Here is a 24,116-nt window from a genome sequence, read left to right as displayed (position 1 = left end):
TTTAGGAATCTGAATAAATTGCGCAGCCCAGCCCTTCCGCCGTGTCAGCAGGAGGATTGGAGATGAACCGCAACAAATCGAAATCCAGGGCCGACGGCACGATGCCCATGGTGCACCCGAACGCGGCTGCCATCGACATTGGCGCGACCATGCACATGGCTGCCGTCAGGGCAGATCGCGCACCTGAGCCAGTACGCAGCTTTGGTACCTTCACGGCTGATCTGCATCGGCTGGTCGACTGGTTTACAGAATGCGGCGTCGAGACCGTCGTCATGGAATCGACCAGTGTCTACTGGATCCCGATTTTCGAGCTTCTCGATGCACGGGGGTTCACTGTGTTTTTTGTCAACGCGCGCGATGCCAAGCACGTGCCGGGGCGCAAGACCGATGTCAGCGACGCGCAGTGGCTGCAGCGGCTCCATTCGTTCGGGTTGCTGCGAGCCAGCTTTCGACCCAAAGGGCAGATTGCCGAACTGCGAGCCTACGTGCGTCAGCGGGAGCGTCTGCTGGAGTACGCGGCTTCACACATCCAGCATATGCAGAAAGCATTGACTGAGATGAATCTTCAACTCCACCACGTTGTAGCCGACATCACCGGTGCGACCGGCCTGGGCATCATTCGCGCGATCCTTGCCGGCGAGCGCGACCCTGAGGCGCTGGCGTGCTTACGCCATTACAGCTGCCACTCCAGCGCCGAGACGATCGCGAAGGCGCTCACCGGTAACTACCGTGCCGAGCATCTGTTTGCGCTCGATCAGGCACTCGCCCTTTACGACGCCTATCGCGAGAAGGCATCTGCCTGCGATGTCCGGATCGAAGCTGTGTTGAAGGAACTCAGCACCCACAGGGGTCGTGATCATGGATCCGCACCGCCAGTCTCGCGGCGTCGGAACAGAACCGATCAGCCGAACGCTCTGGCTTTCGACGTCCGGGCGGCGCTGTTCGTGTTGCTCGGAAAGGACATCACTATGATCGACGGCCTCGGCCCTTACCTTTCGCTGAAGTTGATCGCGGAATGCGGCGACGACCTTACCTCATGGCCAAGTGCAAAGCATTTTACCTCCTGGCTGGGGTTGGCTCCGAGCAATAAGATCTCCGGCGGCAAAGTGCTCTCGTCACGAACGCGCCGATCCGGCGGTCGGGCCGCGGCTCTTCTGCGCCTCGCTGCCGTCACCGTCGGACGCACTGACACCGCGCTCGGCGCCTTTTACAGGCGCCTCTCGTCCCGCATCGGCAAGGCCAAGGCGGTGACCGCCACGGCCCGCAAGATAGCAGTCCTATTCTACAACGCGGTGCGACACGGAATGGAGTATGTCGATCCGGGGGCCTCATCCTACGAGACGCGCTACCGCACGCGAGTCGTCAACAATCTGCATCGGCGTGCCAAGGCATTCGGGTTTGTTCTCCAGCCAGTGGAGCCGAAAGCTGGTGCTGCCGTTTCTTAGGAATCGTTCTCCAGCGTCAGCTCGTCGATCTTGGCGTGCAGCGACTTTACGTCCACAGCCGGCACGGCGGCCGTCACACTTCCAGATCCGAAAACCTCGGAAGCTCCTCCCTCGAGCTGCGCCTTCCACGCCATAATCTGATTGGGATGGACGTCAAATTGCTCAGCCAGTTGAGCTATCGTTCGGTCGCCCTTCACGGCAGCGAGTGCCACCTTGGCCTTGAAAGCCGGCGTGTGGTTCCGGCGCGGTCGTCTGCTCATGGTCTCTCCTGTTCGCGGCGATTATCGCCGCCGTCAGGCAGAAACTCCACTTATCCTCCTGTTCAAATTTGCGGGGCCAGCTCTCTGCCCTTCCCGGTCTCCAGCCGCCGAGCTTAGTTTTAGGCGGTGAGAAAGTTGGCAAGGTGAGTTCCGAGCTGATCGTCTCGATCGTGATGGTAGCGCTGGACGGTCGCTTCCTTGATCGTGCGGTTCATGCGCTCGACCAGGCCATTGGTCCAGGGATGCTGAGCTTCGCGAGCGACGTTCGCCCCCATTTTTTCTTCGCATCGCACAGAGTGCTCTCGGGCTCTCTTGACTATTCTGTATTGCTCGACGGGAGGTTGTGCCGTGTTCTGTTGATTTTCTGAAGAGGTCGGCGTTGCCCACCTTGAGCCGGTAGGCTCGGGGTGCTGATTCCACAAACGAGAGCAACGCCAAGACGGGAGATATCAGACCGGCTGGTTCGCTGGCGACCGAGGCTTGTGGACGAAGCGTTCGCAGAAGTGCGGGCGAGCTTCGACCAGTCCTGCCTTGCGGCAGGGACGAGGCGCTCGGCACGATGATGGAGGCGGATGTCACGGCGGCCTGCGCGCCGCGCCACGGTCGCGACGCGGCGCGGCGGGCGAACCGTTCGGGCCGAACGCGGGGACAGATCGGCTTCCACGGCGGCAAGATCGAGGTCGAGCGCCCGCGGGTCCGGAATGTGGACGGCCGCGAGCTGACGATCCCGAGCTGGAACCGGCGGCGCAGGAGGACTGGCTCGCCGCTGGGCGATGAGCCTGATGCTGATCAATGTGTCGACGCGCCGGTTCGGTCGCGCTGTCCGGCTGCCAGAAAGTGACGTGCCGGCACCGCCGGATCCGGGGTTTTCGAAGTCGGCGGCCTCGCAGAGGTTAGTGGCGATGTCGGCGGCGCGGCTGGCCGACTTCATGGCTGCCGATCTGTCAGCGCTCCACCTTCTGTCGAAATCGACGCGCTGCATCTCGGCGACGATCTCGTGCTGGTCGACGCGATCGGGGTTGACGGAAGGCAACAAGCATCCGCTCGCGCTGGTGGAAGGAGCGACCGAGAACGCCGCAACGGTTCAGTCCATGCTGGACAACGTGGTCTCGCGCGGGCTCGCCCCGACAGTGCCAAGACTGTTCATCGTCGATGGCGCGAAAGCGTTGTCGAAGGGATCCGCCGCACCTTCGGTTCGGCCGCCGCGATCCAGCGCCAGATCCACAAGGCGCGCAACATCACGGAACGCCTGCCGAAAGACCATCATGCGGCCACATGTCGCGTGCTCCGCCAGGCGTGGGAGCTCGATGCCGAGAAGGCTGAAAAATTGATCCGCAATCTCGCGCGTCGACTCGACCAGCAATGGCCCGGCGTAGCGGCCACCATCCTCGAAGGCCCCGAGGAAATCCTGACTGTCGTCCGGTTGAAGCTGCCAACGCAGCTGCGTCGATCGCTCGCCTCTATCAAGATCGCCGAGAACATGATGGGCACCATTCGCCGAGTCACGCGCAACGTCAGACGCTGGCGGGATGCCGGCGTGGCCTTGCGATGGGCCGCGGCCGGCATGATCGAGGCCAACACGGGCTTCCGACAATTGAAGGCGCATGTTAATTGTCGGTCTGGGTGCGGCCCTTCAAGCTTCACCACGATCGCACGACAATCAAGTCCGTTGCCCACGTCACGAGCGCCGCGTAACATCCATTCCGGCAACGTCGGCCCGACGTAGTTCAACAGCGATCGGGACATCTCCCTCGACGGACTGCCTCCGTCGTGGTGGCGCAGCCGTGTTAAACCTGTCCCATAGCGCATGCTTCGAATCGTGCGACAAGAATGCACCATCAAAGCTTGGGATTAAACAACATCGGAGAACGTCGGACGAGGCAAGGATAGATCTGGTCGCCACCGATCCTCGTTGCGGTTCGATGGGCCGAGAACTTATGGGTGAGACAAATGAGGTAGTGTCAGTTCGCCTTTACCCCCGGCAACTGCGTTGTTTAACTTGTGGGCGGTGGCAGCCAGGATCGGCACCGAAACAGCGCTCTCGCCCGCCAGACGCACTGCGCACCCAATATCCTTTGCAGAATTGGCAATTGAGACTGCCAGAACATCGGGTTTCTCGCCCAACAAAAAGGCCACGAAGGCTTGGAATATTCCACTATTAGTGGAACCGCGACTAACCAAGGAGCGCAGTGTTACAAGATCGATGCCAAGAGCGTTCGCGAATTGGCAGACCTCTGAGGCTACCGCCGCTATGCCCATAGTCATGCTGTTGTAAACAAGCTTGAGCTCATGACCTTGTCCGACATCTCCGACATGAAGAACGGTCTCACAAAAAGTAGCAAGAATGCCTTCAGCCACAGGAAAAAGCGCTTCGTTCGCTCCAACAATCGCGTTGAGAAGGCCGAGCTCTGCTTGTTCAGGGCTCCGTGTCACTGGAGCATCTATAAAAGCGACGCCGCGTTTTTGAGCCTGCTCCGCCAGTGCAACTGTCGAGCCAGGATAAGACGTGGTGCAGTCAATTATTAAACCTCCACGGGACATATGGGCAAAAAGCCCGTCCTGCCCAAGACACGCTGCCTCAACCTCCCGGCTTGATGGCAGGGATAACACCACCGCACTTACATGTGGCGCCAACTCAGCGATGGAAGGATGCTCACGGGCGCCTGCCGCAGCCAATCGATCAGCACCCAAACGATTTTTGTTCGCTTTGATATGCAGCTCAACTTGGTGCCGCAACAGGCAGAGACCCATTCCGGTTCCCATGCGCCCGACGCCGATAAGGCCTATTCTCTGCTTCGCAGCTTTTGGACGTGCGTTGGGTAATAGCTCGGCGGTCATGATTTATGCATTCTGAAAGAAGCCGTGCCTTTGTAAGATCGGCAATAACTCATGATGGGTGTCAATCGTGTAGTCAGGATTCGCCGCGTGCAAGCGCGAATCCGAAACAAAGCCGCCGGTGATCCATACGCTTTGAGTTCTAGAATCGCATGCAATGTCCATTTCGACGGCATATCGCCCATGATGAAGATTGACGCCGGCTCTAGGTTGTTCTTCTGCATGTACAGACGAAGCCGCTCTCCGGTGCCCATCGGCTGGTATTGAGTGGTGCGGCTTTCAAAGGCGAGAACCTCGTTAATGTAGTTGATTCCAAGTCGTCTCAACTGAGACCGGAGCGGGGCGACGATATGATTGCTCACGATGATGGACAAAGCTGCTTCGCGCTGCGCCAGCTCCAAGAGTCTAAGTGCGCCCTCGCGCAGATCGGCCTTATCCGCAAGAGGTTCATAGGTGTCGTGAGAGACGGCGCTCCCATCGCGATCCACCTCCGCAACCTCGTCCCGCGACATTCCGAGACTGCGATAAAGAAGTGATAGCAGAACATCGCAATCTTTCCGAAACGTGTCCATGTGGATCGTCGCACGACCAAAGCGGTCGGGACTGGCATTTGTCGTTTGGAGGAGCGCGTGCGCATCATCGAGCTGTCCAATCAAAGACGAGGACGGGATTCATGAACTGACCTCAAGCGCGGATTGATTGCATACAAGGAAGATCGGCGGTTAGTCTGCGTAAGTTCCTGTCCGCGCGCTGCTGTCCCGCCGGAGTTGGCATTTCGAATGTAAAAGGTGACAAATCGAAGTTCTCCAGTCTGCCGGGCAGCAACGATCCTAGGAGCGGGAAGGGCAGATACGTTGTCGTGGCTGCGTCGATCGATGCCGCGATATTGCTTTCAATTAGTCTGAGAACGTGGGGTTCCATCTTATGGAAGAGCATGCTTTGAGCACGCTGCTCGGACGGCAATCGCTTCCAAACCTGCCAGAATGCGAGCTCATCTAGTGTGTCGATGCTCATGCCGTAGTAGTTCGGAGCTACTATAGGCGGCGAACCGATCGCCCAATGCACGGCTTTGGCTCCCGCGGTAAGGAGCATACTCGTTACTGCTTGACTGGTATCGCCGCGAATGAGGGCTTCGTCGACAACTATTATGCTGGCCTTAGCAAGGTCGGTGTCCGACACGCGGTATTTTTGAGCTATGCGAGATTTTCGTCCGCCAGGTGTGCCGATGAGAGTCCGCTCAAGAAGTGTCGTCGCGACCACTTCACGACGCTCGGCCAACAGCCCGTATTCCGCGAGAGAAGCAAACAGGCCATCGGCGTACGGGCCACCAGTATGCGGCATGGAGGAGACAATAATGGGCGCAGGGTCCGCTTCCGCTTGCAGTCGCCGCGCAACGAGTCCCCCCAAGACGACCCCGATGTTGTAGCGGGTTTCGAGATGTGACTGGCCTTCGATGGATGTGTTCGGACTGCCCAAGTAGAGAGCTTCGTAGGTGCAGAGCGTGGCTTTATGTCGCCCGTTGCTCACAGAGTGATCAGCGCTGCACCCCGTTCTCCCGTCCACATACTTTATGTGGCCTGGCAAGATTTGCTGCGTATCACCCTCTAGAGCGGCAAAGGCACAATTTTCGGAAGCAAAGAGCAAAAACCCGTCATCTGTTTGCATAACCTCCAATGGTCGCAAACCGGTCCGATTACGATATGCAACGAGATTTCCGTCTCCGTCCAAAAAAAGCGCGCTGATAGCGCCGTCGATACGATCATCAATCTCTCGAAAGACAGTTTTGTAATTAGCGGCTAGACCGTGGCGCCAATAATCTCGTTCACAACAGCGTTCAATACACTTGAGCAAGAGCTCAGCATCTGTGTTGACGGTTGATCGTTGTTGCTTGGAAAGGAATTCTCGTCTGAGTGCACGAGCATTGACCAAGGCGCCGTCCAGAGAAACTGCCAAATGGCGGTGGGCGTTTCCATTGTTGTGAATCGGCCGAATGTCACCGCCATCACTGAGTTCGTTGCAACGGCTACTGACATGAGCGATCGCGACATGAGGCCGAAAGCTTCGATCTTGTTCGCTGGGTTCTATGCGCACTGAACCGCTTGATGATTGAAGCGCTCTCCCATATCGAAAACCTTGCTTGTGCATGAAAGCGGCAACCTCGACCCCCGCCTGCCCACGAAGTGCAAGTTTCGGAATCATGTGCTTGAGTCGATCATAAGCAGTCGATGCTGAATGGCTTGAGGGGCATAGAAAGGCTGCAGCAACGCCGGACATACCGTTACCCTCGTGTTAAGAGCCGATGTTCCGGCTGGCATCACAGGCGAATGCACTTAGCCGGAAGACGTGGTTCCGCTCCCTTTAAGCAAGCGCCATACCAGTCCTCAGGCGACCCGGCTCGCGCTGACGGAACGACGCAATTCGAGAAGCTTAAACAATTGGGCTGCCCGGGATGAGTTTGCGTGTGCGGGTCCCGACATGCTGACCGAAGTGCGACGACTTCGTCCCAAAGCCGCCAAGCCCCGACGACTGGTCGAAGGCTCTCGCGCTCGCGATTGCTTCGAGGTAGTCATCTCACGTGAGCGAGCATGGCGAACTCAAAGCGCGCCAAGCCCGCCGAGGACTCGCATCCTGCAGGTCGAGGGGGCTGGCTATAGTCGGCTGGCGAGGGCCGGAATGAGGGCGTGACTCTGGCGGCATGGATAGCCTCACTGTCACTGTCATCGCGAACACGACAGCCGCTGCTCGTTCTCCCTTATTCCGGCCCTTGCGGGCTGCGCAGGAGGTGAACACGGCCGTTGCGGCACGTCCATAATTGCGTAGCTGGCCTTGAAGCGATCCGGACAGGAGCAAGAGCCGGCACCGTCTCGACAATGTAATCTTAGCGCTGCTGCCGCAGGTAAACAGTAGGATCGGAAGCCGGTCACGCGTAACCGGGCGGACGGTCCCAACAACTTGCAAGCCTCTTCGACCGGACGAACACCGTTTCGATCAGCCGGGTGGGACGGTTTCGGGCGGCGAGCGTAAGGTCCTGGCGATCGGGCGCGCGCTATTGGGAAATCCAAAAATGCTGCGGCTGGACGAACCGACCGAAAAAGTTTGGATCGGCGTGATCGAGGAGATCACCAAATGCCTGATTGAGCTCGCCAGGGAGATTGCGGTAATCATCATCGAGCAGCACCCTTGGTCCCGCATGCACGTGGCGAACCACGCATATATGAGCTCGATCTCGGCCGCGTCGCGCTGCGCTGCGGGGTGCGGCAGATGATGTCCGCGGTAATCCGAAACTTCTGCGCTAGCTCGCATCTTAAGTTTCTGGCGCCAGCTCTGGAAGAGTCCTGTTTGAGTGGTTGCTCAAGAAGCCGGATTTTAGCGGGCAGACGAGCGTCTGCATACCAACCGCAGGAGCCAGGAAGAGTTGTCTGAGCCAGCCGAGAGCGCGGCCGAAGCTGCAGCCTACGGCTGAGAGGACGACGTTAGCGGCACCGCCGACAGGGCCTAGCGGCGACTGAGGTGACGGTCGGCCTTATGTGTCCGATTGGATCATGGCTGGATGGCCGCGCCGGCCGTGCAGGTCGCGCCTGATGACGTCGAAGACGCGGCGCAGTTCTCGCCGTAAAGCGACGCGATCTCGCCGCCGATCCAATCCTGTCGAAGTTGCTGACAAGCAGAACCGGCGCGTGCTTCACGGACAGGATCTGAACCCAGTCGCGGCCGTAACAGGCCATTCGATCCTGTCGTCTTGTGTATCTTCCGCCGCATCGGTCCCTCCGATGCAACGTCCTCAGGCGGTGCCATGCCGACGACCACGCAATTGTGTGTCTGCCCGCACCGATCTTTGGCCGGAGCACTCTTCCGCAACCATATCGACTTGCTCGACATATGTCGCTACTCTCGAGATGCGTTCGTCTTCGCGCGAAACGCGCCTTCGGACGCCAATCGCTCGTTTATGGAGCTTTCGTCCACAGTATGCCGTCGCTCCATACGTGCTCAACGCGTCCCCACTCGCAAGCCGCTGCGACATCCGGGAAGAACCCATGTCCATGCTGATTGGCACTCGTATTGCAAAGCAGAGGAATGCCCGTGAGCTTTTCGTATTCGACGAGAAGCTCGGCGACTTTGTGCTGAGAGGTCCTGCAAATCGTCTGCAACCGCGCAGATCCGTCGAGATGTACAACGGCCGGGATTTTGTCCCGCCACTCTGGTCGTGTCTGGTGATCGAAAAGCATGTAAGGGTCCGGCGTTCCGGGATTAAAAATATCTGGCGCACGATCCTCTAGGCATATCGGCGCCACTGGTCGGAAGTGTTCACGAAGTTTGATGTCGTTGAGATGATCCTTCATTTGCGGCGACGTCGCGGCTGCAAGAATGCTTCTGCTGCCCAATGCCCGCGGTCCAAGCTCGGCGGGGCCTGCAAGGAAGATCACGGGCTGGTTGCTGGCCAGAATGGTTGCAAGTTCATGCATACTGCACGGCGCAGCCTCCCAATCGGGCGGCACATCGCTAGGCTGCAGGGCTGGACCACTATATACCGACCATTCCAGCGGCACGAAGCCTTTGTCCGCTACCATTGCGCAGCAAGCGGCACCGATCGCCGAGCCACTGTCATTCGGAAAAGGGGGTACCCAGACAGCATCGAACAGGCCTGACGCACGTAGTGCACTGTTCCATTTGATGTTGAGACCGCAGCCACCGGCTATGCACAAACTGCGCGACGCAAAACACGCATGCCGCTGCAAAGCATTCGTCATTTCGCCGATTAGGAGGCGCTCGAGGAAGCAATGAAACGATGCGAGCACATCTTGGGGTGCCGTGGCCTTCAACCGGAGCATGCTGGCATCGAAGAAGTCACGTACACTCGCAAGCGCGGATCCCATGCTCTCGATGTCCGTACGGAAAGCGGAAAGCTTCGTGTCCGCCGCAAAGCGCTCTTGGTAGAGTTCCTCAAAGACGGCGACGATGGTTTCACTAACACACCCGAGGGCGATATAGGCCATCAGCTTGCCGGCAATGCCCAGGTTGAGCTTGCCGGCACCGCCTGGGTCCAGCTTGCCAGGATCGGCTAGATCCCAGTTGGCGCGGTTCGCTTGCTTGTAGGGTCCATAGTGAAGGCCCGCGGCCGCGTATACGTGTCCAATAAGCGGGAACAGGGATTCGAGGAACCGTACGCCCCCTCGTTCTATATGATAGAGACGCGGAAAGGTGCCGCCGTCCCACACGAGGCAAAAAGCGGGCTGTCCCGCCTTGGCAAAGGGGCTGGTGCAGTATGCGGAAGCCAGATGGGCTGTGACGTGCGGATAGCTCCTGTAAGGGAAATCTCTGCCGTCGAGCCTGAGGCCAAGACCGTCGCGGGAGGTGAGAAGACCCTCTGCATGGCGTTCGACATATGGCGCCCCTTTGAGAGTGACAGGTGTCGTTCCGCTGAGGACCTGGAATTGCGATTCCACTTTCCCTGCCCAGCCGTCGATGACGAACTGATCTACTTGCTGCGGATCTAGACCGCGTTCCGCCAAGGCGACGACGATTGCATCAAGGTTGCCGATCGACTGATAACGCGGATTATTGCTCCGCTTCTCCTGCTCGCCGCAAAATACAAGCCGGTCGTCCTCGACAAGAGCGATCGCTCCGTCGTGCGTCAGCTTGATACCGCAGATGCGCATAGTGCCTCCATGTTTAACCCGGAAATTCGAGTGATTTGAAGATGAGGTCGGAGTCCGAGAGCATGCGAGCAAGCAGTCGTCGTAGCCGACTCATCTCCTGGTACTGCTCGTTCGATCTTGATCAACGTTTCATTCCGTATGTCGATGACTCGTTCGGCATCGGCAGCATGAGCCTAGCGCGGAGATCTGATTCCTAGATGCCGCGCGTAGCGCAGTGCATGATTTGCGCCAACGCCAATCGGAGCAAGCCAGCAGCAGACAGTCGAAGCATGTCGCCGATTTTGCGCGTAGGTAATCTCGCTCGTGGCGTTTGCAGCGGAGTCCGGATCATGCGACGGGGCCCGTACACCCGTCCACAGGCCGGTCGCGATCGGCCGGAGTGGGTGGTCTCGATCAATCGGAATGCCTGGTCGGGATTCGGTATACGCAGGCCGAAGTGAAGAGAGTGCCGCACGCGATCCCTGGACCGGCTGGAGGTGCGCTAAGTCTCCAAATTGTCCGTCGTCAGCGGCGCACCCGTCGAGTCCTTGCGTGCCGTGTCGCTGCGCCGGCGGGTTCATCGTATTGCTGCGGCGTTGAAGTCGGCAAAGAAGCAGGTCGTACCTTCGGAAGTTGTTGTTGGACAGGTGCGGCGATGGTGTCGACTAAGCCGTAGCCCTCCCCCGCAGCATTCAACTCCAAAGACGTGGTCGTCGAAAACGAGTTCGAGCGGCAGCGCCGCGCGACAGCAACATCAATGAGAAGCCCCCGAGGTACTCAGGTTAGCGAAACAATCACACCTATCGCCATTTTCAACGCATTCACATTCCTGAGATGCAGGTTTGGAGTTTTGGAGTTCTCACCTGCAAGCCAAAACAGCCGCCCAGATAGGCAACTTGATGGCCCGGAAGGTTCAGTTGGCTCCTTATTACTTTCCAAATCCCACCATCTTCATGGTCCAGCGGTTGACGCCCCCCTTATCGTTGCGATGGATGAACATCTTCCTAATTGTGGTCTCGAGGTTTCTGCGTTCAATCGCGGTCAGAAACGGAATGTCAAGCTGACGCGTCTGGGTGAACTTCTCCACTACCGTTTCAGTTGAATTGCAGGGCGGCAATCGTGCGGCAATCGCGTGCGTGGTATGAAGATCCTCGATAAAGTAAAAACCGCCAGGCTCGACGATGGGAAACAGCTTCGCTAGAGCAAGCTGCTGGTGGTAAGCTGCGTGTGAAGCATCCTCGATAATGATCCTCACAGGCGGGAGCGAACTCGCAAGGCGTTCCAAGGCTACCGCATTGCCCATGTCAAGGCGCTCGAAACGGAACCGGTCAATCTTAATGGCGCTGAAATCAGCAATGTCGCAGCCGACGATCTCAGCTTTGGGGAAGAACTCCAACCACATTTTGATAGACGGAATATCGTCAACCTTGCGACCAACAAGTAAATCTGGATCGAGAGAGCCGTTCCCGTGCTGTAATCCAATCTCGACCATTGTGAAGGGTTCGTGGCGGAACTCCTCGAACAGAAAAGAGTAGAAGCCGGTGTAGCCGTGGGTGTCGCCGACCTCATCACCCTTGTCGGTTCCGAGGGCATTTGCTCGTTTCGTCAAATTTGGGACGCTCATTAAAAGTACCTCTTTTTGGCATGGTTCATCACACGACGGGATGTGCCCTCATTAATTTCAAGGAGCATTAGTTCAAAGAGCGTGCCAAACGGGCGCACTGATATCCATTGCCAATCCCCATTTGGCGCGTGTCGCGGGTAGGACGGCGTGTCGCGACTCCGACAATTCGTCGCGATGCTCCATCTCGCTTCCTTTGCGCGTCGCCGTTTGATGAAGGCTAAACAGCGCGCTGCGCTACTTGCGTGAAATGAAATTTCAAATCGGGGTGGGCCTTGAGCCAGTGCTCGTTCTTCTTGTGGGTGTTGAGGTTGTCGAGGATGACGTGAAGCTTTCGGCCCGGAAAAGCCGCGGTGACGCTTTTCATGAAGTCGAGAAACTCGACGCGGCGACGGCGTTTTGAATGAGCCGCGATGATCTTTCCGGTGGCGACCTCAAGCGCCGCAAATAATGTTGTGGTGCCATGGCGCCTATAATCGTGGCTTTGGCGGGTCAAGGCGCGGCCTTTGGGCAACTTCAGATAACCCTGCGCTCGCTCCAAGGCCTGGATCGAGGGCTTCTCGTCCACGCATAGCACAATGGCCTTCGCGGGCGGGGCGACGTAGAGGCCAACAACATCGGCGGCTTTGGCGTAAGATTCGGGGTCGTTGCTCTCGCACCAGGACTTACGAGCCGCGAGGTCAATCTGTGGCTGTGCAGGAATCGCCAGACATATTGGACGTCAACATCGCCCAGCGCCTCGGCTAGTAGAGGGCCGGTCCAGCGCGCAAACCCTTGCGGAGGCAGCTTATCCAGCAGCTTCAGATCCGCTTGTCGGTGGCCTTCGTATAGATCGGCTGCTTGCCCAGCCGCGGCTTGTCTGCAGCCCTTCAAGGCCATGATCGGCATAGCGGTGCCGCCAAAGACTGACATCCGCGGCTGGACTCCGACTTTTTTGGCGATCGAGCGGGTGCTACGCCCGTCCGCCGCCAACAGAACGATCCGCGCCCGCATCAAATCGCGCTGCAACGTCACCGGCGAGCGACAACACGCCTCAAGCACCTTGCGATCTTTCCGCGAAAGGTGGACTTCTCTTGCTTCGGGGATCATCCATGTCTTGAATAACGAGTCACGATCCAAGAAAAGTGGGTACTAGCAAGAATGGCGAGACCAGCTTGCGCGGGTTTCGCAATTCGATCGCCTTATTTTGGGAAGGGCAAAATCGGCAACGCATGCGACCTCGCCGGTATGAGGGCGAACCCTCGGCTACTGCAGTTTCGGGCAATGAGCCAAGATAGAAGTAGGGAATGCGGGCGGATTCGCTCGGCCCTGTGTCGCCAATCGCCTCGGCGGCGCTCCCATTTAGGCATGCCGTCAGCGCGAACGCGCGCTGGACTTGTCGTCGTTCCGAGCGCTACCGGAATTGGTGCTGTTGCGGACGCCATTCGGCAAGGCCATGGTGCTGGTGACGTCTGCGCCTGCGAGACCGCTGCTCGCGGTATTGGAGGAAGCGGATCGCCAATTGCTGGAAGCGGCGCGGCGTGTTCGGTGCGCGCACCTCGATGGCCGGCGGGCTTGGTGGCCCAAGGTGTTGCTGACGGCACGATACGCAAGATTCATGCGTGACTGCGGCGCGGCAATCAGAATGGAAGTGCGTACGATACGCAATCCGATGCGCAGGCTTGGGCCAAGCACTTCGACAGCGTGTTGTGTAGAAGGCCCGCTTCGGCGCCATCGACGCAAGCGGCTCGCTGGCTTCGTCAGGACCATAGGCGTCATCCTCGATGGCCAGGATGTCCCGCTTCCGTGCGATCTCGCGACGGCGCCCGCGCTCGTAATCCTCGCCCTCGGACTCTGTATGGTCGGAGGCGCGAAAACGCGAGCGCCGTCCGGCCGCGGCCGCCTTGTCGAACGGCCCGCAAGCAGTCCTTCCCCCGCCATCGGCCGCCGACCAGCTAGAGCTTAGCCAAATGTGCGTTCGACTTCATGCCATGGTAAGTGGCCGCTTCGACGAAGACTTTGTCTCCGGCTGGCAGATCGAACTGAGTGCCAGCGCTATCCCATGCTGCGCTAGGTAATGGAGTTTGTCCGGATTCGCCACGAAATCCTGCCTGGCGAAACAGGTTCGCCAGTTGCGCCCCCGTGTGTTCTGAAGCACCCGAGTGGGACAGATACTCCACGTAGTCCGAAATATCGCCCGTTAAAAGTGATCGCCGCGTACATGTAGCGGCGCGCACCTTTGGAGACGTTTTGAAAATCTCGCAGCAGACGGTCATTCCAATCGACGATAGGCAAGGTGGCCACAACGAGCATGGAGCCTTTTGGCAAATTGCGCAAAGAAAGATTTCCGATGATGCGCCTTTACGGGGCGGCCGGTAGAAGCGTGGTAAGTTTTCCGACAGCCTGTCACTTTCACCCATTGTACCCGACTTTACTCATCTATGGAGTTCACCGATCTGATACGTGGTTTCAACCCCGTCTACATGTAAGCACGCGCCGACCTGTCCTGGCTGCCGAATGTTTTCACTTAGAAACTGACCCCCGATGGGTCAACTCCGGCCAAAGCTCTATCGCCGGCTTCTCTGGAGTGCCGATCCGCTGGCCGACCGGGCTGGTCTGCTTCCTCCCGCGAATCAGGTCGCTCCTGGATAAGTCCAGCAGCGGCCTCTTTTTGGCTTCCCGCCAATGCGGGCCCGGCACTTCTTCGGCCGAGACCGGGATGAGGCACACCGGTTGAAGCCGCTCGGCAGGCAGCCGTCGTTCGGATCTTTGCGCGAACTGGCCCGCGTCGTCGGCAACGACTGTGCCATCGAGATGGACACGAACGCTACTCCTGGGCCATGTGGACCGGCCGCCAAAAGCATGAGACGGGATGGCCTTCTTCGAAGCAGCCCACGGAAGAAGTGCAAATCAGTCCGGGGGCCAACTGAACGCGTAGGGCGCCGCGAGCAAATCCTGGATGCTGCCGAACGGCATTTGTGAGAGCGCGGCCAAGCGGCCTCAACTCTACGCGAGATTGCCAATCGTGCGATGTGGATCACGCAAGTGAGCAAGGCTTCACGACGCCGCGCGGTCCTCTAGCTGGATGCGCTGGCTTGCGCATAGAAATATCTTAGCTTGATTCGAGTGCTTCAATTGCGGCGTTAGAGAACCCATCCAGCGGAGATGGGGCGCGCAGCGTCAATGATCAATTGGCCAAGTTGCGAATGCTCCGCCCGCGGAGAAGCGGGTGCACCGCCGATCGTCTTCGGCCTTCAGATCGCTATCGAGGCCGCTGTAGTCGCGGGGCTCGATGTGACACGGCTAGCCTCGGTGCTTTCACGAGACGGCATCCGACTTCCAGGGCGAGATCATCACGCAGAGCCTGGCGGCAGGGCGACCGCATCGTCGCTGAGGCCGGTTGCTCAAACGAAAGCGCTCCCAGCCACTTGCGTCTATGTGGGCCGGGCGGTTCGAGCAGGGTCATCACAGCGGGATCGGCTCGAAACTCCAGCCCGCTGATGTATTGGTGAGTAAAGCCGGTAGATTCGGCGAATCTCTCCTGCGTGAAGCCTTCCGCTTCCGCAGCCTTTCAAAATTCCGATACACAAAATTGCAAATGTTTTCCGCGAGGCCCATGCGAGCAGCGCGCTATTTCTTCCTGTGATGTGAACGAGCCGGCTTGCGACCTTTGGGCAATGTCTCGTGGGACGTTGCTCCTTTGGGCGGTTGGACAAAGAACTCAGATAGATGGACACCGAGTGTTTCAGCGACCCGATCGAGCAGATCGATTGATGATTCGCGCCTTGCCGCTCAACAGCGCCCATATATGAGCGGTCAGTATTCGAATCGTAAGCCAATTGCTCCTGCGAAATACCCCGATCCACGCGGATGCGCCGCACATTCCAGGCCACAATCGCACGAGCTTTCATGCGCCAAAGCAGCCATTTGGCAGGCAATCAAACCACTGGCTATAACCCTTCTATTGTCTCGAGTTCGACAAAACATAGCGAACTCGCAGCGTGACCTTAAATGCATGAGCCGGCGTTGGACCTAGATGTCGGGCACGCGGCGCCGAATGACTTGGTGCGGACTTCCCATGAGGAACAGCATCTGTTGACTTACTGGCGAGGATGGCGCCAACCGGGAAGGGGTTGCTTGGATCGAATGGCTTCTCGCCGGCCCTGCAGCCCCGGTTCACCTTCGGCGGCAGCAACGGCGTGTCGATCCTGGAAAGCGTTTGCAAGGAGGTAGGAGTTCCGGCGACGATCGCGTTGACCAGAGCAGTGAGTTCGTATCCCGCTATGTTGAGCTTGGCCTGGGCTAGCGGCGCGGCCAGGCCGGCTTTCATGTGTGGTCAGCGCACTCGGCTATGAGGCTGTGGGCATCATGCACTCTTTGCCCTGCAGGGAGCATGTCGGCACCTCTTGGTGGCAAAAACGTGGCGAACTCAGACACCGCGGCGTGCAGGACCGGATAGAGGCCCTGAAGGCATTGCGAGCCACGAGGGTCGGATAGTGCTGCCAGTTCTCACGCAACACATCACAAAAATAAGCGCATTCAATCGCATTATTTGATGTTGCCGTCGGGTCCATAGTGCCCACGCTTGCAACTACGCGCTGGTGCCAAAGTTCTGCTCCACATTGTCGATCAACGCATCCTGATCGCCGACGAGCCGACCACGGCTCTCGACGTGACCGTGCAGGTACAGGTGCTGGGGTTGCTGGAAGAGAGCAACGTTCGGGGCAAGGCGCTCATCTTCATTAGCCATGACGCGGCGGTGGTCTCCCGGACAGCTGACGAGGTCTTGGTCATGCATGAAGGCGAGGTCCTTGAGCGCGGATCGGCAGACCAAGTCTTCCAGGAGCCGCAGCACGCCTATACGCGCCAGCTTCTGGATGCAGTGCCATCTGCTCGCCCGCGAGGCTCTCGTCTATCGCGATTGCCGGCTGCACGGCCGCCGCGGCCGCAGTCACGCTCTTTTGAGCAATTACCCGGGCAATTGCGTCGACATTCCCTCCGGTCGTGCTCAGCGCGAAAACCTTGTGAAGGGGTTCAAAGGGCCAGCCGGCGTGCTGCGGACGATCGTCGACGATGCCTCCTTTGAGCTACAATCTGGCGAGACTCTGGGCGTCGTCGGCGAGTCCGGATCTGGGAAGTCGACGATGGCACGAATGGCGCTGGCGCTCGACCTCCCGACGGCGGGGCCGTTCTGTTTCAAGGGGGACCACGCTCACTGATCGCGAGCGCAGGACGCGGCGCCGGGCTGTCTCGGTTATTTACCAGGATCCCCTCAGCTCCTTTGATCCTCGCCGGACTGTGGGACGCACCATATCCGATAGACTCGCCAATGACGTGTTGACCAGGGGCGAGCGTGATGCACGCGTCGTCCAGCTCCTTGACCTGGTCGGACTATCCTCAGCGTTCCTGGATCGCCAACCGCTTGAACTCTCGGGCGGTCAGCGCCAGCGCGTTGCGATCGCCCGCGCGATCGCTCCAAGGCCCGCCGTGATCGTCTGTGATGAACCAGTCTCAGCGCTCGACTTCCTAATCCAGGCACAAGTGCTGGACCTGCTTGCTGATCTGAAGGCGCATCTTAAGATGAGCTACATCTTCATTTCGCATGATCTCGGCCTTGTCCGCCATCTCAGCGATCGCGTCATCGTCATGCGCGAGGGCGCGTCGTCGAGACCGGCACCAGGGACGAGATATTCCTCAATCCGAGTACCGACTACACCAGAGGCTTGATCGCCGCAGTCCCAAGTCTTGCGCGCGGCGGGCTGGCCAATCGTTCATTCGGCCGCTCTAAGAAGACGCTCATAAGTGCGCTCATTCCCGATCCTGTGATGAAGGCTGTTTCGACGAACGGGCCACCGCCTTTGGCGACAGAAAACGCGTAGAAGGCATGCCCTGGTCAGGCAAGCGAGGCCTTTGTCTTGCGCGCAGCGATTAGTGCCCTTCGAGTCGAGAGTTCAGTCTAGCCGTTTGCGGCGCTGGCGAGCTCGGAGGGTTTTCATATCGGCGTCCGTCTATTGGGATTCCTGGTGCAGGATTTGCGGGATGTCTGCAGGCTTTGGGCTCGTCTTTGATGCCGACTGTGGGATTTGCGACATGTTGTCGGAGGAGGACATGCCCGCCAAAGCAAATAGCCATTACAAATCAAGCTATCGCAGTTGGCACGAGCCTTGAAAAGGAGCTGTCATCCAGCACGGCATGCTCAAGGAACGTAGTGATGGCTCAGAAGATCATAGCCTCTCAGTTCACGTATGCGTCGCGTGCGATTGTGACTCCCGACGGCCACTTCGCGCTCGCGCACGCTTTCGCCAAGGTGACCGACCAAGCCTCGACTGCGGTCCACGCCGGCACCTATCGCGGTGCCGATGATCGACCATTCTGCCAGCCACCTGCCGCCTTTGCGCTTAGAATGCGCCAAAAAGTCGATGCGTGGCGGACGCGCTGATGAAGCCGCGCATCAGCGGGCGAGCAATCGCCAAACCACAGGGTTAACGGTAAGCCAGGCCGATGCGCGCCTCCTCTGCAGGCGCAGCTGCCCGGCCGGACTATCTGCCGTGGGCAGGAGATCGCGACTTCAGGGCGAAAAGGAGCATCATCTCGGCGGAACAAGAGTCGTTTGCAGCCGGGCCAAACCAAGTAGCTAGATTTCCATGGACAAAATAATCGAAGCAAAACGACTATCAGTTTTGCGGCAGGGCACGAGACGGGCGGCTGGCCAACACTTCACGATCGAGCTCAGCGAACCTGTGAAGCTCGCGTGGCCGATGGTGTTGACCCAGCTTGCGCAGGTCGCGATGATGACGACGGATCTTGCCTTTATCGGGCACATCGGGCCTGAGGCACTCGCTGCGGCCGCCCTGGCCGTCACGCTCTATCTCGTCAGCTTCACCTTTGGCGCGGGCCTGCTGGCGCCGATCGCACCTTTGGCGGCGCAGGCGTATGGGGCCGGGAATCTTGCTATGGTACAGCGCGCACTGCGCACGGGCCTATGGGCGGCGCTTTTACTATCGTTCCCGATCATAGCGTTTGCGTTTCGCCGAGAGCAAATACTGCTCGCTTTCGGTCAGGCTCCAGACGCGGCGCGGCTCGCCCAGCAATATCTGTTCGGACTAGCCTTGGGCGTAGTGCCGGCGCTATGGCTGCAGGCCATCCGTAATTTCATGGGCGCGGTCAACCGGCCGGAGCCGATCTTGTGGATCACACTGGCCGCGATCCCCCTCAACGCCCTGCTCGTATATTTGCTGGTCTATGGCAAGTTCGGGCTGCCGCGGCTTGAGCTGTTCGGTGCGGCGCTTGCGAGCACGCTGGTGAACTGTGCGATGTTCCTAGCCGGTTTGTGGTTTGCCACAATGCGTCCTCCTTTCCGTAACTACCACGTGCTTGCAGATCTCTGGCAATTGGATTGGCCCTTCTTGCGACAGCTGATCGTGATCGGAACTCCGATTTCAATCGCCTCCCTGATGCAGTACGGAGTCTTGTCGGCGGCTGCGCTCCTGGCGGGCCTGATCAGCACCGGTGCACTCGCGGCTCATCAGATCGCGCTTCAGATCACAGTGATTACATCCATGATCGCTTTCGGCATCAGCATGGCGGCGGCCGTACGCGTTGGCCATGCGGTCGGCCGCAACGACGGTCCCGGCATCAAACGGGCAGGCCTGGTCGCGATGCTGCTCGGTACGCTCATCGCTGCCTTGCTGACAGTTGCGGTGATCGTCGCGCGTTTTGAGATCGCCGAGCTGTTTTTGGACAAATCGGCCGAAGATGCCGACGCAACGATCGGGCTGACTGCAGAGCTCCTTGTGGTCGCCGCGAGCCTTTTTGTCACCGATGCCGCGCAGAGCATTGCGGCGGGCGGTCTGCGCGGACTGAAGGACACTCGGGTGCCGCTTCTGTTCGTCGGCATTGCCTACTGGGCAATCGGCTTCTCACTTGGCTACGTACTTGGTTTGAAGATCGGGCTTGGTGCGACTGGCATCTGGATTGGCTTGTCAATCGGGACGACCATCTATGCAGGGCTCCTCGTCCTGCGTTTCCAGCTGCTGGCGAGCAGGTGTGCTCTCAGAGCCGTCACTTAATTGCGTAATGGCGCTTCTTGGCGAGCGGGAATCCAGGAATGCGAGGCGACTCCGGCGGCCCCTCCGCCTTCAAAGAGGGCAAGGCGTCCGATTGGAAACAAGATTCTAGACCGCGCAGTCACCAGCAGTTCCGTGCCTTTGCAAGGCACATCACCAATTTGCCGGCTCAGTTTGACAGTCATCTCGTCCTTGGCAACCACGCTACCACAAGCATCCAAGGAGCTGGCTCGCCCGAAGTCCACGCTGCCACATTTCTCTTCCAGCCTATGCTTCCTGCGAACCAGGTCGAGCGCTTCTTCAGGCTCATCACCCGTCAGGCGCACCGGCATCGCCGACCTCGTAAGAAAGTGCGACAGCCTATCCGCGCCTACAATGCAATTGCACGCCCCTGCACGTGAACTCCTGACCCGACTCCGCCCCCGGAACCTCGCGCGACGTTGTCGGCGAGTTTCCGGAACGGAGCTGCGTCGCCGGGGCGAAAACTGAGGAACGCAGGCGGCGAATTGTGGCTCAATAGTACGACATCTGGAGAATGCGCCAACGTGCATTGAAGGCAACCGTCACTCGACGGTCATGGAGAGGGACATCGCACTTGTGGTCGAAGCGATAGAGAACAAGCAGGACCCGCCGTTGCGAGCGCTGTGAACCATTGTCCGGTTTGTGACATGACGCTAGTCCTTGTCAGTTACCACAGCCCCGACGAGCTTCTACCGAGCGCCGTTTCTAGGCTTCTAGACAACGATTCAACGTCTATCAGGATAGATGAGGGATGGCACAGACGTTGCTATTGAAGTGCATCGTGAGGCCGACTGTTAGAAGCACGAACTCGAGGTAGCCGAAATTGCGGCGTTTTTCGCTCGACTGTCGACAGATCGATCGAGTACCCAAGGTTGATGTCCTGGGAGATCAACTCCGTCTGCTGCAACTTGCTCAGGCTTTTCGTGCGTCTCGGTTCGTGATGGCGCAATTCAAAGAGGCCCCGTCAGGTAAGTTAGATTCTGATGAGGGATGATGCTTAAGTCGCAGAAAGAAATCCCAAGAGGCGCTCGCGGCAAACCTTGGCGACTTCAAACAGGCGGGCCATGCAAAAAGCACCCGGCAAACGAGGCTGAGAAAGTGCGCTCGTCATCGAGAATGGAAGAACGCCGGCAATGACGCAAGCCATCGACGCCACTACCCATTTCAGCGTGCCTGAGGAGTTGGGTATCCGTGCAACAGCGATAAGCCAATCTTCGGCAGATGGCGACTTTGTCCGCTACTGGAGCCGAAACGGTGATCGGGCGTCTGCATTGGCTGCGGTGGGAAGGCGAACCGAGGACGCGATCAAGAAGACCGGCATCGGCCTGCGGCTATCTTCCGAGAACTTCAACGGTCACGATCTATCCGGATTTCCGTTGCGGCGATGCATCCTCAATCGTGCGCAACTTCACGGAGCGAAGCTGGATGGAGCCGATCTGTCAGAGGCCAACCTCATTTGCCCGGGATTAGAGCGAGCAAGCTTCCGCGGAGCCAAGCTCGACTTTGCGTATATGCATGCTATTGCCGCACAGGTTTGCAATTTCGACGATGCAAGTCTGCGCAATCTCATCGATGCAACGGGTAGCCTATTCCACGGGTGCAGCATGCGGAGGACCCGTTTCGACAACGCAGTGCTAAGTGGCGTCCTCTTATATCAATGTGACGCGAGCCAGGCGGTCTTTGATGGCGCTGAACTGCAAGGATCGACCATCAATGAATGCTACCTGCCTTGCTCGTCCTTTCATTTTGCCAAGTTAAACCAAGTTACGATGACGAAGGCGCATCTGACCGGCAGCTCGCTTTTGCAGTCAAGGGGGGAGTCTCTATCAATCCTGCGCCCCACTTCGGTCGATGGTCTTGTCCTAGAGAACGCTCATCTTCCTTACTTCAAGCTTTCAAAGGCGAGCGGTCGCATCCTGGCCAAAGCGCTGAGCGCTCCCTTTGCGGATTTCAGCCTCTCAAATCTTGCGAAGGCGGAGCTCGAGGAGGCAGATCTTTCGGAGGCGCGACTTCTGTCGGTAAACCTCGCTAATGCCAACCTCGTCGGCGCGGTGTTGAACGGAGTATCCGTTCGTTCTTGTCAGCTCGATGGAGCTGATTTATCTCGCGCATCAGGGGAAGCCATTTCGATCTTCGAGAGCACGATGCGATCCGCCCAGTTGCGCGGCTTCCGTGCGCGCTGTGCGTTTATACGGGATTGCGATATCGATGATTCAGATTTTTCGCAGGCCTACCTATATCGCTCAATGATTACCGGTGATCCTCCGCAGTCCATGGCTCTGAATCGCGCCAATTTCGAGGGAGCCAACCTTGTTCAGTCCTATATTGCGGCAGGAATGACTGGCAGCAATCTGGAAGCAGCCCGTACGGCATACGTTCGAATGAATCAATCCTCGATCTGCAAGACTAACTTGAGTGGAATTTCACCTTTCCAGGCAAGCTTTGTAAAAACAGACTTCTCGGATGCAAGGATAACGACGTTTGAACCGCCGTTCTTTGCAGACAGATGTCCTGGGCTCCAGGCTGCTTTGAAGGACGTGGAAGATCAGAAATCCGAACCTTCAGAGTATCTGGCTGAGTTCTCATCGCTCATGAGGCGCGGTCGAGAAGGATCGACCTGATGGGGCTAAAGGACGCATGACTATCTGGGGCGCCAGAGAAGGACAATGGAGAAGCGGGATGCGTCCCCGTTGTGGCCGGACTCCAGGCGCTCGCGAGCTCATCCGCCGCGCGGTCGATGTGGCCGGTAGCGCTCGCGATGCGTCATGTCTGATGGAGCAGCAGGGCTGCCGGGCAATCAACAAGACGGAGTAGGAAGCATGCATCTAGCGTCTCTTTCAGCTGGCAAGACCTTCGTTATGGACGTAGCAAGAAGAGGGCAAACTATCGGAACAGTACACACTTTAGGAGCGTTGCATCTGGGCCACGCGGAGTTAATCAGAAGGGCCGCAGCCGAGAACGATGTGGCCATTGTCACAGTTTATCCGAACAAGAGTCAGCTTAGCCCAGGTCCTGAGTACGAGTTCAATTTGGAGGATGACATTGCGCTTGCGCTGCGAGCGGGCGCTTCTGCCGTCATTTCAACGACCGACGCGGAGATGTTTCCGCCAGGATATCGCACCTTTGTGTCTCAAGGGGATTATCCGCTGCGTGCGAGCGGACCTCATGGGCTCCTCAAGGAAGGTATCACCGGATGCATCCGCTGGATTTGTTTTGCGCGACCAAATCGCAGCTATTTCGGTCTAAAGGATATTGGACAGGCCCTTCTGGTGAAACAAGCGGTCGCAGACCTGCTTCTTGATTGCGAGATACGATTTGTGCCGACAGTACGATACAAGAACGGAGTGCCTATTTCGTCGCGTTTGCGACACTTCAATCCTTCCGAGCTGAATGAGCTTTCGTCCCTCTTCATGGCGCTGGACCACTTGAGAAAAGAGGCCGCGCGGGGAGTATCTTGCGCCAAAGAGCTGATAGCGGAGGCAAAATCGTTGATGAAATTTCGACAGTTTGAATTGGAATCTGTTCGAACGCTTAGCGCGCACAGCTTTGAAGATCAGGAGCAGGTCGAGCTTCCGTTTATAATCAGTGGAGTCGCCGTCGGTCGCGGCCTCAGAGTGCCTGATAATATCTATGTGCCGGATCAAGATACACTTTTGGACGGTCCTGCAGATATATGGATCGATTTGCCCGAAAGGTGGGGTCTGACATCCATGCACAGCGAGCTTGAAAGAGAGCTATCGCCCAGTTCTCAACCGAAACAAGCGATATGCCGTGTCCAACGATAACGTCATCCATCTGATTCAGCCGGGAATCTTCGACGATCAACTCACAGAAGTCTTGCGCAATGGAGCGCGTGCCCTGCTTTCCCAGGCGGTCGAGGCCGAGGTTGCAGACTTTCTAGGCCGGCATGCCGATTTGAAGACCCGGGACGGCCACCAGCGCGTCGTCCGCCACGGTCACCTGCCGGCGCGAGGTGATGACCGGCATCGGTCCGGCCGCCGTCCGCCAGCCGCGTGTACGCGATCGCGAAGCGGACGCCGCCGATCCTGGCCGCATCCGGTTCTCGCCGGCGCTCCTGCCGTCCTACATGCGCCGGTCGAAGTCGATCGAGACGCTGCTGCCGATCCTTTACCTGAAGGGTATCTCGACCGGCGACTTCTCCGAGGCGCTGGCTGCGCTGCTCGGCAAGGATGCTGCCGGGTTGTCGGCATCCGCCATCGGTCGCCTGAAGGATGGCTGGCTCGACGAGCACG

Annotated in this window: 17 protein-coding genes and 7 pseudogenes; 13 read left to right on the top strand and 11 right to left on the bottom strand. The window is 58.4% G+C overall.

The genetic code is table 11. The features are described 5' to 3' along the window. Nucleotides 1–62: 62 nt before the first annotated feature. The gene (locus ABIB00_RS37260) at nucleotides 63–1,445 is read left to right on the top strand and encodes an IS110 family RNA-guided transposase (protein ID WP_354107800.1); all 1,383 of its coding nucleotides are present in this window, start codon (nucleotides 63–65) and stop codon (nucleotides 1,443–1,445) included. Nucleotides 1,446–1,447: 2 nt separating this feature from the next. Here ABIB00_RS37260 and ABIB00_RS37255 read toward each other — a convergent pair. Together ABIB00_RS37255 and ABIB00_RS37250 are read right to left on the bottom strand one after the other, a co-directional pair. Beyond that, nucleotides 1,448–1,705 (bottom strand): annotated as a pseudogene (locus ABIB00_RS37255) (transposase); the annotation flags it as partial. A 122-nt stretch (nucleotides 1,706–1,827) separates the two neighbouring features. Further along, nucleotides 1,828–1,953, bottom strand: a pseudogene (locus ABIB00_RS37250) (IS481 family transposase); the annotation flags it as partial. A 200-nt stretch (nucleotides 1,954–2,153) separates the two neighbouring features. On the opposite strand from ABIB00_RS37250, the pseudogene ABIB00_RS37245 reads away from it, so the two are divergent. Further along, nucleotides 2,154–3,400: pseudogene (locus ABIB00_RS37245) on the top strand (IS256 family transposase). A gap of 240 nt (nucleotides 3,401–3,640) precedes the next feature. On the opposite strand, the gene ABIB00_RS37240 reads toward ABIB00_RS37245, so the two are convergent. The 3 genes from ABIB00_RS37240 to ABIB00_RS37230 form a co-directional block, all read right to left on the bottom strand. Next, a complete protein-coding gene (locus ABIB00_RS37240) occupies nucleotides 3,641–4,543 on the bottom strand; it encodes an NAD(P)-dependent oxidoreductase (protein WP_354107799.1) in 903 nt (300 codons plus the stop codon). After that, on the bottom strand, nucleotides 4,540–5,052 hold the full coding sequence (locus tag ABIB00_RS37235; RefSeq protein ID WP_354107798.1) for an HAD family hydrolase: 513 nt from the start codon (nucleotides 5,050–5,052) through the stop codon (nucleotides 4,540–4,542). The genes ABIB00_RS37240 and ABIB00_RS37235 overlap by 4 nt, the downstream gene beginning before the upstream one ends. 172 nt (nucleotides 5,053–5,224) lie before the next feature. After that, nucleotides 5,225–6,814, bottom strand: coding sequence for an amidophosphoribosyltransferase (locus ABIB00_RS37230; protein ID WP_354107797.1), 1,590 nt, complete (start codon nucleotides 6,812–6,814; stop codon nucleotides 5,225–5,227). Between the two features lie 601 nt (nucleotides 6,815–7,415). On the opposite strand from ABIB00_RS37230, the pseudogene ABIB00_RS39260 reads away from it, so the two are divergent. Beyond that, a pseudogene (locus tag ABIB00_RS39260) lies at nucleotides 7,416–7,574 on the top strand (hypothetical protein); the annotation flags it as partial. Between the two features lie 30 nt (nucleotides 7,575–7,604). Beyond that, nucleotides 7,605–7,805: a hypothetical protein gene (locus ABIB00_RS39255; protein WP_502917948.1), complete on the top strand. Its 201-nt coding sequence runs from the start codon at nucleotides 7,605–7,607 to the stop codon at nucleotides 7,803–7,805. A gap of 679 nt (nucleotides 7,806–8,484) precedes the next feature. On the opposite strand, the gene nodU is transcribed toward ABIB00_RS39255, so the two are convergent. The 5 genes and pseudogenes from nodU to ABIB00_RS37200 all read right to left on the bottom strand — a co-directional run bounded on the left by nodU (nucleotide 8,485) and on the right by ABIB00_RS37200 (nucleotide 16,574). Further along, nucleotides 8,485–10,197 (bottom strand): nodulation protein NodU, encoded by a 1,713-nt coding sequence (nodU, locus tag ABIB00_RS37220; protein WP_354107796.1) that lies wholly within the window; start codon nucleotides 10,195–10,197, stop codon nucleotides 8,485–8,487. Between the two features lie 907 nt (nucleotides 10,198–11,104). After that, a complete protein-coding gene (locus ABIB00_RS37215; protein WP_354107795.1) occupies nucleotides 11,105–11,800 on the bottom strand; it encodes a hypothetical protein in 696 nt (231 codons plus the stop codon). 241 nt (nucleotides 11,801–12,041) lie between these two features. Then, nucleotides 12,042–12,886 (bottom strand): annotated as a pseudogene (locus ABIB00_RS37210) (IS630 family transposase); the annotation flags it as partial. A 2,520-nt stretch (nucleotides 12,887–15,406) separates the two neighbouring features. Further along, nucleotides 15,407–15,687 (bottom strand): annotated as a pseudogene (locus tag ABIB00_RS37205) (helix-turn-helix domain-containing protein). A gap of 680 nt (nucleotides 15,688–16,367) precedes the next feature. After that, nucleotides 16,368–16,574 carry a hypothetical protein gene (locus ABIB00_RS37200; RefSeq protein WP_354107804.1) on the bottom strand — a complete coding sequence of 69 codons (207 nt, stop codon included), beginning with the start codon at nucleotides 16,572–16,574 and terminating at the stop codon, nucleotides 16,368–16,370. Between ABIB00_RS37200 and ABIB00_RS37195 the strand changes: the two genes are divergently transcribed. From ABIB00_RS37195 to ABIB00_RS37170, 6 genes are all read left to right on the top strand, one after another. Further along, on the top strand, nucleotides 16,569–16,862 hold the full coding sequence (locus ABIB00_RS37195; protein WP_354107803.1) for an ABC transporter ATP-binding protein: 294 nt from the start codon (nucleotides 16,569–16,571) through the stop codon (nucleotides 16,860–16,862). The genes ABIB00_RS37200 and ABIB00_RS37195 overlap by 6 nt on opposite strands. Next, nucleotides 16,801–16,995, top strand: coding sequence for an ATP-binding cassette domain-containing protein (locus tag ABIB00_RS37190; protein WP_354107794.1), 195 nt, complete (start codon nucleotides 16,801–16,803; stop codon nucleotides 16,993–16,995). The genes ABIB00_RS37195 and ABIB00_RS37190 overlap by 62 nt, the downstream gene beginning before the upstream one ends. Further along, the gene (locus ABIB00_RS37185) at nucleotides 16,907–17,503 is read left to right on the top strand and encodes an ATP-binding cassette domain-containing protein (RefSeq protein WP_354107802.1); all 597 of its coding nucleotides are present in this window, start codon (nucleotides 16,907–16,909) and stop codon (nucleotides 17,501–17,503) included. Before ABIB00_RS37190 ends, ABIB00_RS37185 begins: the two co-directional genes overlap by 89 nt. Beyond that, nucleotides 17,464–17,655: a hypothetical protein gene (locus ABIB00_RS37180; protein WP_354107801.1), complete on the top strand. Its 192-nt coding sequence runs from the start codon at nucleotides 17,464–17,466 to the stop codon at nucleotides 17,653–17,655. The genes ABIB00_RS37185 and ABIB00_RS37180 overlap by 40 nt, the downstream gene beginning before the upstream one ends. 332 nt (nucleotides 17,656–17,987) lie before the next feature. Further along, nucleotides 17,988–18,215: a hypothetical protein gene (locus ABIB00_RS37175; protein WP_354107793.1), complete on the top strand. Its 228-nt coding sequence runs from the start codon at nucleotides 17,988–17,990 to the stop codon at nucleotides 18,213–18,215. A 205-nt stretch (nucleotides 18,216–18,420) separates the two neighbouring features. Further along, nucleotides 18,421–19,845 carry an MATE family efflux transporter gene (locus ABIB00_RS37170; RefSeq protein ID WP_354107792.1) on the top strand — a complete coding sequence of 475 codons (1,425 nt, stop codon included), beginning with the start codon at nucleotides 18,421–18,423 and terminating at the stop codon, nucleotides 19,843–19,845. Here the strand turns inward: ABIB00_RS37170 and ABIB00_RS37165 are convergent. Further along, entirely contained in the window at nucleotides 19,842–20,174 is a 333-nt protein-coding gene (locus tag ABIB00_RS37165; protein ID WP_354107791.1) for a hypothetical protein, read from the bottom strand. The genes ABIB00_RS37170 and ABIB00_RS37165 overlap by 4 nt on opposite strands. A gap of 822 nt (nucleotides 20,175–20,996) precedes the next feature. On the opposite strand from ABIB00_RS37165, the gene ABIB00_RS37160 reads away from it, so the two are divergent. From ABIB00_RS37160 to ABIB00_RS37150, 3 genes and pseudogenes are all read left to right on the top strand, one after another. Next, complete coding sequence (locus ABIB00_RS37160) at nucleotides 20,997–22,484, top strand: pentapeptide repeat-containing protein (RefSeq protein WP_354107790.1); 1,488 nt, start codon at nucleotides 20,997–20,999, stop codon at nucleotides 22,482–22,484. Between the two features lie 144 nt (nucleotides 22,485–22,628). Continuing rightward, nucleotides 22,629–23,648 carry a pantoate--beta-alanine ligase gene (locus tag ABIB00_RS37155; protein ID WP_354107789.1) on the top strand — a complete coding sequence of 340 codons (1,020 nt, stop codon included), beginning with the start codon at nucleotides 22,629–22,631 and terminating at the stop codon, nucleotides 23,646–23,648. Further along, nucleotides 23,635–24,116 (top strand): annotated as a pseudogene (locus ABIB00_RS37150) (transposase); the annotation flags it as partial. The gene ABIB00_RS37155 and the pseudogene ABIB00_RS37150, both read left to right, overlap by 14 nt.

The sequence above is a fragment of the Bradyrhizobium sp. LB14.3 genome (genome assembly GCF_040547985.1).
Classification (GTDB): domain Bacteria; phylum Pseudomonadota; class Alphaproteobacteria; order Rhizobiales; family Xanthobacteraceae; genus Bradyrhizobium.
The sequence above is the reverse complement of the archived record's forward strand: the minus strand, read 5'-3'. Positions and strand labels throughout refer to the sequence as shown.